This window comes from Pseudarthrobacter sp. LT1 (assembly GCF_035621795.1).
Classification (GTDB): Bacteria; Actinomycetota; Actinomycetes; order Actinomycetales; family Micrococcaceae; genus Arthrobacter.
This window is the reverse complement of the sequence record NZ_CP141830.1, coordinates 1951840-1965444: the sequence shown is the minus strand read 5'-3', so window position 1 is coordinate 1965444 and position 13605 is coordinate 1951840. Positions and strand designations below refer to the sequence as shown.

The 13605-nt window shown below is 59.9% G+C and carries 18 protein-coding genes; 6 read left to right on the top strand and 12 right to left on the bottom strand.

The window, feature by feature from the left end:
- Positions 1–49: 49 nt before the first annotated feature.
- Entirely contained in the window at positions 50–658 is a 609-nt protein-coding gene (locus tag VIK36_RS09245; protein ID WP_324644880.1) for a hypothetical protein, read from the bottom strand.
- Between the two features lie 191 nt (positions 659–849).
- Here VIK36_RS09245 and VIK36_RS09240 point away from each other — a divergent pair, with 191 nt between their 5' ends.
- Complete coding sequence (locus VIK36_RS09240) at positions 850–1467, top strand: DUF7255 family protein (protein ID WP_324644879.1); 618 nt, start codon at positions 850–852, stop codon at positions 1465–1467.
- 346 nt (positions 1468–1813) lie between these two features.
- Here the strand turns inward: VIK36_RS09240 and VIK36_RS09235 are convergent, their stop codons facing one another.
- On the bottom strand, positions 1814–2671 hold the full coding sequence (locus VIK36_RS09235; RefSeq protein WP_324644877.1) for a hypothetical protein: 858 nt from the start codon (positions 2669–2671) through the stop codon (positions 1814–1816).
- A 520-nt stretch (positions 2672–3191) separates the two neighbouring features.
- Here VIK36_RS09235 and VIK36_RS09230 point away from each other — a divergent pair.
- The gene (locus tag VIK36_RS09230; protein ID WP_324644875.1) at positions 3192–3590 is read left to right on the top strand and encodes a hypothetical protein; all 399 of its coding nucleotides are present in this window, start codon (positions 3192–3194) and stop codon (positions 3588–3590) included.
- A 16-nt stretch (positions 3591–3606) separates the two neighbouring features.
- Here the strand turns inward: VIK36_RS09230 and VIK36_RS09225 are convergent, their stop codons facing one another.
- The 5 genes from VIK36_RS09225 to VIK36_RS09205 form a co-directional block, all read right to left on the bottom strand.
- A complete protein-coding gene (locus tag VIK36_RS09225; RefSeq protein ID WP_324644873.1) occupies positions 3607–4956 on the bottom strand; it encodes a hypothetical protein in 1350 nt (449 codons plus the stop codon).
- A 783-nt stretch (positions 4957–5739) separates the two neighbouring features.
- Positions 5740–6042: a hypothetical protein gene (locus tag VIK36_RS09220; protein WP_324644871.1), complete on the bottom strand. Its 303-nt coding sequence runs from the start codon at positions 6040–6042 to the stop codon at positions 5740–5742.
- Between the two features lie 76 nt (positions 6043–6118).
- Positions 6119–6418 carry a DUF4193 domain-containing protein gene (locus VIK36_RS09215; RefSeq protein ID WP_324644869.1) on the bottom strand — a complete coding sequence of 100 codons (300 nt, stop codon included), beginning with the start codon at positions 6416–6418 and terminating at the stop codon, positions 6119–6121.
- A gap of 107 nt (positions 6419–6525) precedes the next feature.
- Entirely contained in the window at positions 6526–7086 is a 561-nt protein-coding gene (locus VIK36_RS09210; protein ID WP_324644868.1) for a hypothetical protein, read from the bottom strand.
- Positions 7055–7243: a hypothetical protein gene (locus VIK36_RS09205; protein WP_324644867.1), complete on the bottom strand. Its 189-nt coding sequence runs from the start codon at positions 7241–7243 to the stop codon at positions 7055–7057. Before VIK36_RS09205 ends, VIK36_RS09210 begins: the two co-directional genes overlap by 32 nt.
- A gap of 345 nt (positions 7244–7588) precedes the next feature.
- On the opposite strand from VIK36_RS09205, the gene VIK36_RS09200 reads away from it, so the two are divergent.
- Both VIK36_RS09200 and VIK36_RS09195 read left to right on the top strand, forming a co-directional pair.
- Positions 7589–7915 carry a DUF6572 domain-containing protein gene (locus tag VIK36_RS09200; protein ID WP_324644866.1) on the top strand — a complete coding sequence of 109 codons (327 nt, stop codon included), beginning with the start codon at positions 7589–7591 and terminating at the stop codon, positions 7913–7915.
- Positions 7916–7982: 67 nt separating this feature from the next.
- Complete coding sequence (locus VIK36_RS09195; RefSeq protein ID WP_324644865.1) at positions 7983–8378, top strand: hypothetical protein; 396 nt, start codon at positions 7983–7985, stop codon at positions 8376–8378.
- A gap of 18 nt (positions 8379–8396) precedes the next feature.
- Here the strand turns inward: VIK36_RS09195 and VIK36_RS09190 are convergent, their stop codons facing one another.
- From VIK36_RS09190 to VIK36_RS09175, 4 genes are all read right to left on the bottom strand, one after another.
- Entirely contained in the window at positions 8397–9029 is a 633-nt protein-coding gene (locus tag VIK36_RS09190; protein WP_324644863.1) for a hypothetical protein, read from the bottom strand.
- A 118-nt stretch (positions 9030–9147) separates the two neighbouring features.
- Positions 9148–10200 (bottom strand): C40 family peptidase, encoded by a 1053-nt coding sequence (locus VIK36_RS09185; protein WP_324644860.1) that lies wholly within the window; start codon positions 10198–10200, stop codon positions 9148–9150.
- A 68-nt stretch (positions 10201–10268) separates the two neighbouring features.
- The gene (locus tag VIK36_RS09180) at positions 10269–10418 is read right to left on the bottom strand and encodes a hypothetical protein (RefSeq protein ID WP_324644859.1); all 150 of its coding nucleotides are present in this window, start codon (positions 10416–10418) and stop codon (positions 10269–10271) included.
- 600 nt (positions 10419–11018) lie between these two features.
- A complete protein-coding gene (locus VIK36_RS09175; protein WP_324644857.1) occupies positions 11019–12002 on the bottom strand; it encodes a hypothetical protein in 984 nt (327 codons plus the stop codon).
- A gap of 99 nt (positions 12003–12101) precedes the next feature.
- On the opposite strand from VIK36_RS09175, the gene VIK36_RS09170 reads away from it, so the two are divergent.
- Positions 12102–12425, top strand: coding sequence for a helix-turn-helix transcriptional regulator (locus VIK36_RS09170; RefSeq protein ID WP_324644856.1), 324 nt, complete (start codon positions 12102–12104; stop codon positions 12423–12425).
- A gap of 35 nt (positions 12426–12460) precedes the next feature.
- On the opposite strand, the gene VIK36_RS09165 is transcribed toward VIK36_RS09170, so the two are convergent.
- On the bottom strand, positions 12461–12955 hold the full coding sequence (locus VIK36_RS09165; RefSeq protein WP_324644855.1) for a hypothetical protein: 495 nt from the start codon (positions 12953–12955) through the stop codon (positions 12461–12463).
- Between the two features lie 203 nt (positions 12956–13158).
- Between VIK36_RS09165 and VIK36_RS22075 the strand changes: the two genes are divergently transcribed.
- A complete protein-coding gene (locus VIK36_RS22075) occupies positions 13159–13482 on the top strand; it encodes an ArsR/SmtB family transcription factor (RefSeq protein ID WP_420716270.1) in 324 nt (107 codons plus the stop codon).
- The last annotated feature ends 123 nt before the right edge of the window (positions 13483–13605 follow it).

The window sequence follows — 13605 nt, the reverse complement described above, 5'->3', positions numbered from 1 at the left end:
CAGGGACGGACGGGAAAGGGCCAAGGATCTGTTCATCGGTGGGCCGTGCTCAGCCCAGCTTGAAGATCAGCTGCTCTACCTGTTCGGGTTCGATGCCAAGCTCTTCCGCCCATTCGGCCATACAGCCGGTGTACCGACGGTAGCTGTCGGCGCTGTTCCAGTTGAGCCAGAGCGGGCCGATTTCGTTGCAGTTCTTCCTGAACCAGCGCGCCACAATGCTGTCCAGGATTGGGGTGGTGGCTACTTGCTCGGAGGCCTTGGTGGAGAAGCTGATGTATTTAGTGACGAACGCCGGCCCCCACCAGGCGAAGAACTTCCTGTCACTCCGCCGCCGGTCAACGACGTGCTCGAACGCGGCGTTCCCGCCGCTGGTCATAGCGATCCGGGCCAATGTGAACAACTCGGCCGCGAAGTCCTTTCTGTTCGCCAGGTCCGTGTTCAGCCGGATGACCCGTTCAGCCCGGTATGGACCGAAACCCGTTCCGGCATAGCCCCAGACGTAGCTGGCGATGTAAGCATCCAGAGCAGAGTTAGGGTCCCGTATGAGCTTGAACGGGTCCAGGACGCCTTCGCGGCCTATAGGATTCGGCAGTGATTCGAGAACGCAGTCGCCGCCGAGGTACTTTGTCCAGCTGTTCTTTGTCCATACAAAGGGCATCTGGGACGGCCGCCCCGCTGCATTCCAGTTCTTGAATCTTCTTTGCAGGTCGTCGGGCACAGCCGGCATCGTCATATCTCCCCCAGGTGATCGTCCACTTACTCTCGCATATGCCGTCCGGGTTTCTCCCTTAGATCGGGTCCGGGACTGATGCGAAATTGAAGACTTTCCGGCCGTGAACAGTATGCAGCATGGGGAACAGTGAAAGCCGAGCCGCGTCCTTCAAGAAGTCCTTGGAGGCCGCCGGATACAGCGTGGTGTGGAAGCCAAAGAAGGCCGTGGTTCCCTGGGCGACTATCGAGGCGCTTCCCGCCATCGCCGCGGACACGCTGTTGGTCATTTTCCGGGAACTGGGCGGCGTGCCGGCCCACCACGCAGCCCTGGCACCCGGTGGATGGGACATGCAGGCTGACCAGGTCCTCATCGAGTTTGACGAGGGCCTGCATTTCAACAGGTACCGGGCCCTTTCACTCGCCACACCGTGGGCTCCCGACCTGCCCTGGTCCACCGTGTACGGCGACTACTCCACGGGGATGGAGGGGATGTGCCTGAGTGCCGGCAAACACGGCGGAAAGTGGGCCAGCCCCTCCTCAGACCGCACGTTCGGCGGCTCGGACGAAAAAGGGGTTCTCGAACCCTTGGGCCCTTCCCGTTGGAAACAGCGTGCCCTTTACGACGCAATCAAAGACGCGTATGCGCTGTACTCGCCGGAGGTATCTCTGGCCCGGGTTTCAATCCATGACCGAATCGGTGGCATGAACGTAAACCAGGCGACGAAGAAAGACATTCTTCGGAGCCGGAAGCACTGAGGGCCTTCGTTACGGCCAGGACCGTGCCGGGGTGAGCCTTGGGCCTCGTCGTCTCCGTCATCCCTGCACACCTGGAAACCCCCCGTGGACCCGCTGATTTGCGGTAGACAAGCAGGTTGCCGCGTTTCTCGACGACCGGACCCCTATCCAAGTAGCGGAGGTTTCGCACAAACTTTGCGCTAAGGTCCAGGCCTACAGGACCACTGCTATAAGCAGCATGTCGGCCAAGGACGTCCTCCAAGACCCCGGCTGACATGCTTGATCCCTTCGTGTGACCTCAATGTCAAAAGCGCGACCGCAGCAATAACACCAAGACCGCCAACGGCGAGCGCTTGGCTCCGGCCGGCTAAGTATCCACGAGGTCCGACTTCGCTAGGTCTATGGTCGACCACCCTTTAGCTGGGCACCAGCGGTACGCAGTGACGGCTCCGTCTTTGAAGTGTCGGCCGATCCAAACTTCATCGACAGATCCCGCGTTCCGGACACTTCCACCAAGGACGTGATTATCCAATCGCCGCGTGATGTCGAAGTGGCTCTGCGCATCTAGCCAAAGGAATAGCACACGGCGATCCGCAATCGCCCGCTCGAGTTTTCGCACATCCGACTTATGATCGCCCGCTAACTGCTCGGACACAAACGTTGAAACGTACTCGTAGTCCGAGGGGTCCCAAGCGTATCCGTCATCAACTTTAGAAAGCGCGCACTCACCCGCAGGGAGAGTAGGTTCTACAACCGCGTGTATCACCCCGGCCGCTCGCATCGCCCGTAGGGTGTCGACCCATGGAGGACGATACGGTTCAGGATCGAATGCATGCTCTTGCCAACGCTCCGTCCTGGCCGAGAACATCTGCATCCGCTCAAGATCCGCGAGCCAAACTCCCAACTGCTGACGGGTCGTGCGAACGCTTCCTCCACTGGCGACCATAACCACCCAACCCTTAGTGATGCCTTCAAGCCTGATGGCAAGATCCGGAAAGTGGCGGTCCCATTCCGCGCTGTCGCGGACCGTGTCAGTCCGAGCAATCGTCGAAACCTCCACGGCAACTGTCATTGTTCCGTCGTACAGGTCAAAATCGTGCGTTCCGGGAGGGGCGCTGACGATATCCTTTGGAACGATTTGCCACGTTGCGGCGCCATAGACGGCCCGCACTGCTTGGGCAGCACGAAGTTCGCGATCGTCGAGAGCGGAGTTCCCCTTGGCCATACGGCAATGTAGCAAATTGTTTGCCTGAGTACGGACTAACAGCGGTAATCGTCCTGTTAGGTTGTTTCCCGGCCTAGGCTTTCGGCCGAACAGCACGGATGAGGGGATGCTAACCGTCCGCCTGACCCTGCAACTTCCAGCCGGCGTGGACGTGGCCCTGAAGGAGTCGCACATTGAATGGTCTTATCCTCCAGTGCCAGTGGCGGAAAGGTGCACGGGAATATACCTGCACCTCGTGGAAGCCGCGGAAGTCGTCCCTAAAGCAGAACTGGACGACGCTATCGGTCAAACAGATGAGGGACCCGGCATTCAAAGCAGCGCAGTTCGCCGGCGTACACCTTCCCCATGTCACCGCCGTGAACCAGCTGGTCGAGGCACTCCGGGAGCCCGAGCCATCGGCCGGCCGAGGATGGGTGCCGTACGTCGCACCTCTCCGTGGCGGGTCGGAAGCCCGGATCCTCAGCATCCTGCGCGACCCCGGGCCCATGACCACGAGACCAAGGGCTCCGGAATGCTGTGTGTGGAGAATGACGACCACTCTGCTGCATTGCAGTGCGAACTGCTCGCCTCGGTAAAGCTGACCCCTGCTGATCTAACTCCCTGGAACGCCTACCCGTGGTACCGCCACGATCAGTCCAGCGGGCTGAGGAGCCCTCAGATTACAGAGGGCCTGGACCCCTTAACCCGGCTGATCAACGTGATGCCGAAGCTTGAAGTGGTGCTGCTTCAGGGCGGGGAAGCGCAGACCCCGTGGAAGCGGTTCGCCCGCAAACACCCCAATATCGCTGCGAGGCATGCGGCGGTGGAGACCTATACCCTGGCAGGACGGCGCTCAGGGATGCTGACCCGGCAGTCCGGGAAGCCCGGGCCAGGCGACGGTTTGAGGCCTTCGAGGAGATCCGGCAAATTCTGGACTTGAGACGCGGCAACGGATTTTAGCTTCTTCCAGGCCAGCCTCGTTCACTAAGCCACCTGTACAACGGCAGTCCAATCGCCGGGCTCCGTGCGGTGGTGCGCTCTATAATCCATTTCAGCTCCGCTGGCGGAAAATAGACCCTGCGCTCCTCCAGGCCCTTCAACGTAAGTAGGGAATGTTCCAGCGCCTGGTGCCATCGCCCGGGGCGTGTATCGAAGGCCTCTGCTGTTAGATGGATGATGGAATCTGGAGCGGTGCGGGCTAGCTCATCTGCCAGCAGTTCAAGTTCCTGCCGAGTCTTTTCAAGCTGACTGAAGTCATCGAGACCCGCGGGCCAACGCGCAGGGTCCTTGGCCTTCTCAAGGCACCGGTCCGTTTCAGTAATGATGACGAAGACGACGCCGCGCGCCACAGCCTCATTGACCCAAAGGTGATGGGCAGGGGCATCCAGCAAATGCCCGAAGTGGCTCCAGGCTCGACGTTTCGGTGGATCCGCGAGCAGCTGTCGGTGGAAGAACCAACGATCTTGTGGCTGACTCCTGCTTTTGTCGGGACTGGCCTGATAGTCGAGGGCAAGATCTCTGGTCGTGGTGAGCCCATATCCGATAGCAAAGGATGTGAGGGCAGCTACATCGTTGACCCATCCCTCTATGGAGGGGGCCAGAAAACACAGGCCGCCCAGTCCCGGCCACGGGGATTCCACGGTAGAGGGGCGGGGTGACCCCACATGAACTATCGACCAGCGATTTTCGGATTCCAGATCCTCGTCCCACCGGGGAATGCCATCAGATCTCACAGCATGGGTCGCTCTGAGTGCAGCACGTATGTCCGGGTCATCCCAAGGTCGCCCAGGAGGGCGACGGTTATCGAGGAGCCGGAAATCTATCCGGTCCGCAACATGGATGAGGGTGTCTTCATCAGGCCCCTCGTATGCGGGCCACACCCCGACGGCCCAGCGGCCGCCGGCAACTGCCGCCCTCACGATGGATGATGGGCCCGCTTGCCGGCCCAGTTCAGTGCTTTCATCAACAGCACGGTCGAGCTTTTGTTGGAGACTTTGAAGTCTGACGGCTTTGGTGAACAGTTCCTCGTCCGTAGGCTCAGGCGGAAGTACTCCCATCTCCCGCAGTAATGAAAAGAGCGTCCAAGTGGTCCGGTGCTCTGCGGGCCTGTCGGCGTTAACCTGCTTCACTATCTCGCCGAGTTCAGCCAAGTCTGGCGTGCTCCGTCCGCGACGCCAGCGGTTGACAAGCTCCTCGGAGCAGTTCGACCCCAGTCGCCGGGCCAGCGCATCGGAAGTCAGCTTCGGCTTTGCGCTCATTTCCCTGGCTAAAGCCTGCTGGAATGCGGTCCACGCCACGTCTTTCATGATCCATGGTGCCCACTAGAGCAAGGTTCTGGCAATAAATTGCCAGAAAAAATGGCACTTCCCGATCTGTAGTTGCAGGAGTCTGCTCATTACGGTTGTTTCTAGGAAAGCTGGTCCGAAACGATAGATTTCCCATCTTTCCCGGATACAAGAAGTGCGTATCCAGCTCATCCTTTGCAGGCAAAAACAGTGACCCGGAGGCCACAATGAGCATGAGGAATCTGCAAAACGTAAAACCATTTTTGAAGGGCATGACGATACTGCGCCGTTTCGCCCTTGTGGCAGTCCTTGTACTGTCAGCTGCGGGATTGGCCGTTGCACCAGCATCTGCCAGCAGCTCCCCCGCTGCGGTGTCCGCAGCGTCCTCATCCGTGATTGCGCCTACCAGTGCGGCTGCGCCCGCCGCTGTTCCCACCGCGGGATCGCTGACGTATTACTATCCCGTGTACCAGTATCAGGTGTGTCGGCGTCAGGGGCACTGGGGCGCTTCCTTCACCAATTACTGGAACCCCTACAGCTGGTACTGCTACGACCTCTCCTTCCCGCTTGGGATCACATGGGCAGGGGGACTCGACATCAACGGTTGGTGCAAGGCGACCTATCCGGGATCATACGCAGGCCTTGTCGCCAACAACGCGATGGGATGGAAGTGCATCAAGCGAATCTACTGAACTGACGCTCTCGAGAGAATTGAGCCGCAGTAGGACGCTACACCGGGAGGGGCACAGCTTGTGCCCCTCCTCTTTTGTGCTGCGGTGGCAACCTGGAGCAGCACGAGCGGCGCTATTCGACTGGACGGTACCTGTCAGCGAGCGCGCCCAGGGCGTCCCGGAGCTGCGGCACGTTGCCCAGCTGATCCACCGGCCGGGAACCAGGCTGGCCCGGCAATGCACTGACCATCCATGCGCCGAAGACATTGTGGGGGACCTTCAAAGTCATGGCGTGCTGGAAGAGATCCAACACGGGCTCGTGAAAGATCCCGTCCTTGAGCTGGAAGCTTGGGCAAAAGGCCCTCTCACCGATGAACACACCGACGGCCCGCTGCATGGCCGCGGGTTCACCCAGCGTCTGGAAGTGTGCCTCCAAGTCTGCAGCAATTGGCAGGGTGAATCCGTCGCGGATGCTGTCCCAGATATGCTCCGGGACAGCCGGCTAGAACTTCTCAGCCCTCACATTCGACGCAGTAGGCATGGCCGTCCTTCTCGCGGGCCTTCTGCGAACGGTGCCGGACCAGGAAGCAGGAGTAACAGGTGAACTCATCGTCGGCCTGGGGAACGACCTCCACGATGAGTTCTTCGGCGATGAACTCCCCGCCCGGGGTCAGTCCGTCCGAAGTGTCAGCCTCGTCGAGCTCCTGAACTACTGACTTGGCATCAGGCGCTTTGGCTGTCTTCAAAGCCTCCAGCGATTTCTCCTGGGACTCCTTGACGTCGGTGCGCAGTTCGTCGTAATCGGTTGCCACGAAGGTGCATCTCTTCTCTGTTGATGGGTTTGTCGGCGACTGCAACGTACCGGACCCATACAGAATTCCCTAATGCCGCTGTGGTCCCCCCCTCGACCCCCGAATAGTCAGCCACTAATCCAGCGGAAACCGCAGCCCTCAACCGTGAAGCCTGCGGCGCTGGCGGGAATGGTGATCGTGAATTGCGGAGCAACACTGATGAAGTTGTTGGCCATGATGTTGCCTTGGGTGTCTGAGATTTCCCAGTAGCAGTTCTCCACCTTTTCACCCTGGGACTGCCACGTACCCGGGACGACATCTTTGCCGACCAGGTACTTGCCGGTGTAGACGAGCTTGCCGTTGGCACGATCTGCATCCAGTGCACCGCCGGCGGCCGCGCTCGCCTCCAGGAGAGACCGCTTGGGATGGTCCGGGCAGAGGGTCAAAGCTGCCGCAATTTCCTTGGCTTGCGGCGCACTGACCTCGCCCTCGAAGTAGTGTCCGGCAGTGGTGGCGCATAAGGCGTAAAGATACTTGGCGGTATCTGGCGACGTTCCCCCTGAAGCGGCGCCGGCTGCTTTCTCCGCAGCGCTCTGGGTTCCCGTGGCGGAGTTAACGGTGCAGAGATCAAATGGGCTGGCCCAGGCTGCCTTGTAGTCAGTAATCGTGGTCCGGGAAGTGGAATTCACCGAGCACGACAATGAATACTTCAAGCCGACAGGCGTGGGCGTCGGTGTCGGTGTGGGCGTCCGGGTTGGAGTCGGGGTGGCTGTGCTGCTTGAAGATGATGATGCAGTTGTTGAAGGACCCGCCGCGCTGGGCGCGGCGTCCGGTGAGCCCCCGCATCCGCTCAATACAAGTGCAGCAAGGAGTGCAGGCAGGGGTGCGGCCGGAATACGTTTCAAGAGTCCCCCAAGGAATTATTCGTGCAGGGACAGGCTATACGTTCCGCTGTCGGCTCCCGTGTTTTTTACACCTATATAGGCGTAAAAACTAACCCCTACGCCAGCGCCCGCGGGACGTCGTAGCCGGCTGACTTCAGCAGGTTGTTCCGGGCCCTGTCATACCTCGGGCGTGATCCAGTGGGCTCTGCAGTCTCGGCAGCAGGATTCGAGTGGCCGGTCGATGCCCTTGGGGTTTAGAGCGATTGCGTTATCACTATTCCCGCTTACACCCGACAGGAGCTCTGACGTGGCCGGAGTCCATGAACCGAATGTGATCGATCTCGTGACATATGACTCCTCAAGCAACGAGTACAAGCTCATCATGGTTGAAGAGCGTCAGTGGTCGGAGGCCCCCGAGCAACTCGCACAGCTGAGTGAGAAGATCAACAACTACGCCATGTTCGTCCTCGACGAGGGCCTGCTGCGCGCGTACCCGGAGATCGCCGGACATCCAGTGTGCATCCAACTGGATTGCGCGGCCCCTCCCTCTGCCGAGGCTCAGAAACTTATCGACCTGGCCTCGGAGCGTCTCCTCGGCTACGGCATGCGGTTCACAGTCAATCTGCTCGATTGAGCGCCTGTATTTTTTGAAGTCCGCGTGACCAATCTTGGCGCGCGTACTGAAGATTGGGGACTTCACTATGGATTACCGCGTCGACGACAGGAAAACAGGCAGCACGCCTCCGGTCCTTCGTGCATCGGCCTACTACTGGCTGGCAAGTGCGGTGGTATCAGGCGTCCTTCCGGCCATCATGTCTTTCGTGCAGCCGTCGAACTTCTCTTTGGACGCCTTCAGCATCGGACTACTCCACATATTGACCGCCCTGGAATGCTGGGCTGCGCTGAGGCTTCTGCGGGGCGGACGCTGGGCCCGGTACATCCTGACTGTTGTGGCGGTCCTGTCCCTTGCAGGTCTCGCTGCCCTGAACGATGTCCTGATCATCGTGGGTCTGATCCTCACTGTCGCCGGTGCTGTGCTGATGTGGCTGCCCGGGTCCAGCACGTACATCCAAGGCAGCCGCTCATCGGCGGGCTAGGTCGCTGGCGCCTCCCCCTCAGCGGCGACCTGTCTTCAAGGTGTAGGTTTTCTCAATAGTGCCCGGCCTTCCCGGCCACGTACCTGCCAACCCCACCAATACGTGCCCACATGCTTTCCGAGCAACGGTGCGTCTTCGGTAAAAGTTTTGAAGTGACCCCGTGCCAGGTGTCGTCGGCCGGACGAACTTGCCCGCGGTCTCCCCGCTTGCTCCACGCGCCCCTCTTCCACTGCCGTCACTCACGACCTCGTGGAAGACGTCCCCTGTCGGGCCAGCACCAGCCGCCCGGCGTTCCCGCAAACCGACATTGCGGCAGTTCATCAGGGCAAGAGCGAAGAACATCCGGTTGAAGGTTTCCACCTCAGATTCAGTAGTGGCATCCCGTACTTCGTAGTCACTGACGACCGTTGTCTTCATATCACCAAAGGGCCCCGCACGAAGTCTGCTCTGGCGTGCCATCAACTCTGCGGCAACCAGGAACCCACGGTCATCCAACCGGAATCGCAGATCATGTTCGAGCCGGCTTGCAAGACCATCCGCATCGCTGAGGTACGCCTCGATCATGTATTTGTGGTCTGCGCCTGTCCATGCTTTCGCCATGAAATTGGTGCGGGTGTCGCTGGAACGAGGAGATTCTTTGGGTCCATCCACCCACCATATTTTATATATAGTTGTCCCCACTCACCGCGGGGAGGTGGGTCTCCCAACAGGACGTCGCTTATGCGCTGACGCGCCATGGCCGAGATGCCCACAGCGCGCGACAGAGCCCTCAGCGCGGAAGCAGATCAAAGTAGACGGTGCCGGAATTCCAGCTAATTGGATGCAGTAATGTACCCACGGCCGGGTTCAAAGCGCTCCACATCATGCCGTTGCCCGCGTAGATGCCAACGTGCCCCCAGTTATCCGGTCCTTGGGGATTCTGAACCACCAGGTCCCCCGGCTGCGGGTCGTCGGTCCGAACCCCAACACGCCACTGCTCCACCCGCGGCAGTTCGATTCCAGCCTGCCGATAGATCCATTGCACGTAGCCGGAACAGTCCCAGGCTTTGAATGCAGTGCCACCCCACACATACCGTCCACCTAGACCTTGCTGCGTGAACCGCAGAATGTCCTGGCGGAGCTGACTCAGGTTTTTCCAAGAGGCCGCAGGCCCCACTTTGGGCGGCGAAGATGAGCAAGGAGCTGGCGACGTGTCCGGTTCCAACGCAGCAACTACTGCTGTCGCTGCACGCTCCCAATGCGCGTAAAGCTCGGGAAAAGCAGATACCTGGACTGCCTGAGCAGCCAAGTCTTTGTCCATCGCCTGCCACCCCGGTACGTCGAGCAGCCCTCGAGGACTTCCTCGGTTGGGACCCAAAGGGCCGCCGTAGAAGGCGCGGGCGTTGTAGAAAACGTCCATAAGCTGCTCAACGCTCCCCCACCCCGCCGTGGGACGTTGTTGAGCCGAGCCTATCGAGTCTTGGTCGCTCCCAACGCCATCATTTGGAAAACCCATGGAAGCCGGAACCCTGGGATTTGCGAGAACGCGCAAACTCGACTCCTGCATCGCCATCATGATGGCAATGATCTGTCCCGAACGGGGTACACCAAGCTGTTTTCCGACCCCAATGTACGCGCGAGCCACGCTTTCCTGTCGCGAGTTCAGCTCGTATAGCACCTGGCTACCATCGCGGACCTCCAGGCCATCGCCAGTCCCGGTACCTGTGCTGATAGATGCAGCATCAGCCGGAGCACAAGCCACAGTTGGCTCGCCTCTCAGACCGGCAAGTAGAGCCACACCCGCGACGAACGCCATCAGGCCGGGAAGCACGAGGACAGTCACAGCGGCAGCGACACCTTTCAGCAGTGCCCGCCTTCTAACCAGACCGGCCACGGCCATAGGACCGACCATCAGTAGACGATCCGGTCCGCGGTCGCATAGAAGGCAACCATGGCGCAGCGGTCAGCCGGAGCTGTAGCCGCGGGCGGGCAGTTCAGCATCACCGTTATAGGTGCGGAATAAGTGTTTCGGTCCCTGCTGGTCTCATCGAGCACTTGCACGATCACAGTGCACACGTGAAGGCCTGCCCAGGGCGGTGGGAATTCCTGAACTTTGGCTAGCTCGAGATCGCAGCGAACAGATTGGGCTTTGGCGCTCCGGCGCGCCGACTGTTGTCCAAGGCTCGCAAAGGAAGTGGGAGTCACACCAGTGGCCTCGAACTCTTTGACCAATACCGACAAGGGGTTGGATCCATCGGGAAGCAACTCCCACCACGAGCGCACCCGTGCATATACATCCGAGTATGACGACGAGCGGCTGTCCCACGTGTAGATTCCCCTTGCTGCCTCTACAGCGAGCGTACGGAAGTCGCGCGTTGGCGAAAGATCAACAGGTGAGCTCAGTGCGGCCATATCGGTTTCGCCAGGAACAGCAGAAGGCACACCCATTGCCGGGGGTGTCCCGGAAGGTGCCGGCGCTAAAGGCGAGCTTGGTGCCGGGCTTGGGACCGATGCCGCGCCCGGCCTATCAATCGGCCAGAACAGGAAAACGAACCCGCTTATTATCAAGACAACGAACAGTCCGGCAACGATCGAGCGCTGACGGCTCACCGCATGGAGTGCGCGCAGTCCCCTGCTTGCCGTCCCCCAGCCCACCATGACTTACCCCGGCTGCCTGTTGGCTTCGTGCTGGAGCACGCGCCAAGCTGTCCGGTACAGCTGCCGGGCGAAGCCGATGTTCACGGCGATATATCGCTCAGTGACACCAAGCTCGGTCGCCAGGGCGGCCATCTGCAGGGACCTGGGTAGGCCGCGCAGCCCAGGGCGGACTATTGTCTCGGCCACTTTTCTCAAAACGTCTGTGGGAAGGCAGTTGGCAGCGCACCGGCAAAGACCTTCCATGGTTAGCCCCGGCTCGGGGTGGCAATTGAGTGCTGCATTGATCGTCATTGCGGTCTGCCTCACGACAGTAACGGCATGCCAGCGTCGCCTGTCCCTTGGCGATGGGGGCCCGCAGTGTCTTGGCCCAACCAGGCTTGAGACAGCGAGTTGCCATGTGTCCTCCTTGACGTTTCTCTGCACCAGGCCGAGCATGGCCTGCGCCCACGCGTGATCGACATATTTCTCGGTGCTGTCCCAACCCAACCCTGCGCTGACGACAGCAAGAACTTCAGTCGATGCTTCTGCCGTCGTGAAATCCATGAGCAGCGGCAAAGTCTGATGACTGAGTTCGCGCCGGACGTGTGCCGCGCAGATTTTGTTGCAGACACCTTGGACCCAGGCTTCGAACGGAATGCCCGGCAACTCCCGGTAGCGCCCCTTCGTCACGCCGTCCCATACCGCGACCCGAATGTCCTGCATGAGGTCGTCCACATCGCAGGTACGCCCAATCCGCGTCAGACGGGAAACCACGTAACCCTGAACACTGTTGGCCGCGCTCATGATGCGGTCGATCGGGATATTGCACTCCCCTGCCGCAGGAGGGTTTAGCAATGAGACGTCGACAGTGATGGTCTTAGCTGGTGCCTTGGCGGGTTTATTTGGTTTGGCGTCGAGTTCCACGACTTCACCGCTTTTGTTCAGATCGAGTAGTAAGCAGAGTCGCGGGTAGAGCAACTCGCGGATGTGGATGCGCAGATCCAGCAACGACCAGTAGAAGTTATAGAAGTTATTGTCGAAGATACTTAAAGTATCGTCAAGGGTGCCGTTCTTACTTTTTGGTCAACCTTCGGGAAGAATGTCGATATGCCGCGGATTACCCAGCCACACGACGCCGCCTGGTCGGCCGACGTTGAGGCTGCCGTCGCTACCTTTGGCAACCGGTCGCGGAACGAGATTCTCCGATTCCTTACGGCGAATGGACCGGCTACGCGCGGCGACATCGTTGCCGCCGTAAGCGCCGGCGAACCGAGCGTAGCTAAGCACCTCACGGCCCTGGAGGACGCGGGCGTGGTGATAGTCGACGTCGAACCTGGGCGCCGGCACGGACGTTCGCCCCGGTACTCTGCCAATGCAGGCCGAATAAAGGAACTGCTCGACGCGCACCTGAGCTACCTGCTCGAGAAGTAGTGGCAACATTGCTACGGCGGTAGCGCCTATTCGACCTACTCCCCTGCTTCACCCGCATCCGACGACGAACTCGCCGCTGCTTGCTCACCTTCCGGCCGCCGGTTGATGTCCCTGTTCAAATACTCTGTGATGGCACGAAGCGTCTCCGGGGACACGTCACCAAGAGTTCTGGCAGCAAAGGTCTTCACGCGGGCAGCGCGCAGAGACTTAACAAACTCAAGCTGTGAATCAATGCGCTCGGGCAGGTCAGCGGCCTCGCCACCCTGCAGATACCCCGGGTCCACATTGAAGATTTCACAAAGAGCGCCAAGCAATGCCGGGTCACTGACAAGTCTTCCGGTGCCGTCCTTCATGTAGAACCAGCGGGCTCTGGAAAGCTTGATCCCCCTGCTCTGCAGGTTCTGCTGGACCTCACGAAACGTAACGGGCCGACCTCGCTCGGCAACCACAACATCAAGCAAAAGGTTCAGGCGTCGCGCCAACTCAGCCTGCGGAGACACACCACTGAATGCCGCTTCATCAGAAGACAAGACTCGCCTCCCTTCTGGTGCAATGGTTCACGCCAACCCTGGTGCCCAGTATTCCGCTGCTAAACGGCGCCTGCAATAACCCTTGCGGGACGCTTCCATCCCGTTATGGATGAGCGTATCGTTCTCCTGTAGACCCGTCTACAAACGGTTCAGCCCTCCCCCAACGTCATTCGGTGGTGGTCTCCTTGGTTGAGGACATCTTGATGAACCGGACGCGAAGCCGACTACTTCGCTTCCTGATCGCACATGGCCCAGCGTCTTGCGGGGATGCCTCTCTTGCCCTGGGACTGTCGCAGTCGACCGTTCGTCGACAAATCATGCTCCTGTGCGACGCCGGCTTGGTCAGCCCGCTCGCAGGGTCGTTCAGCGCACAGGTGGAGCAGATTGAAATGAGAATGCAGGAGCTATCAGCCGGGTTGCGATGTCCTGTTACCGACCTGAGGAACTCAGATCAAGAGGGCGCGCTCTTGTCGGAATCGTCGTTCCACTCCTGCGAATGCCCGGGAACGGCAGAGGAGACCAGCTGAACAAGGTCGGGTCGGCTTTTTACCAGGCAGAAAGGACCTTCTGTCAGCGCCGATAGCCATAGCGAAGTGAACGGCGGTAGCTACCAACTGGCTGGAGTACGAAGACAGGTACAACTATTGGTG

What these genes read in the sequence shown, in the direction of transcription:
- VIK36_RS09245 (WP_324644880.1), bottom strand. Translation starts at nt 658, where the DNA reads ATGCCCTTTGTATGGACAAAGAACAGCTGGACAAAGTACCTCGGCGGC.
- VIK36_RS09240 (WP_324644879.1), top strand. Translation starts at nt 850, where the DNA reads ATGGGGAACAGTGAAAGCCGAGCCGCGTCCTTCAAGAAGTCCTTGGAG.
- VIK36_RS09235 (WP_324644877.1), bottom strand. Translation starts at nt 2,671, where the DNA reads ATGGCCAAGGGGAACTCCGCTCTCGACGATCGCGAACTTCGTGCTGCC.
- VIK36_RS09225 (WP_324644873.1), bottom strand. Translation starts at nt 4,956, where the DNA reads ATGAAAGACGTGGCGTGGACCGCATTCCAGCAGGCTTTAGCCAGGGAA.
- VIK36_RS09205 (WP_324644867.1), bottom strand. Translation starts at nt 7,243, where the DNA reads ATGCGGGGGCTCACCGGACGCCGCGCCCAGCGCGGCGGGTCCTTCAAC.
- VIK36_RS09195 (WP_324644865.1), top strand. Translation starts at nt 7,983, where the DNA reads ATGGATTACCGCGTCGACGACAGGAAAACAGGCAGCACGCCTCCGGTC.
- VIK36_RS09170 (WP_324644856.1), top strand. Translation starts at nt 12,102, where the DNA reads ATGCCGCGGATTACCCAGCCACACGACGCCGCCTGGTCGGCCGACGTT.
- VIK36_RS22075 (WP_420716270.1), top strand. Translation starts at nt 13,159, where the DNA reads ATGAACCGGACGCGAAGCCGACTACTTCGCTTCCTGATCGCACATGGC.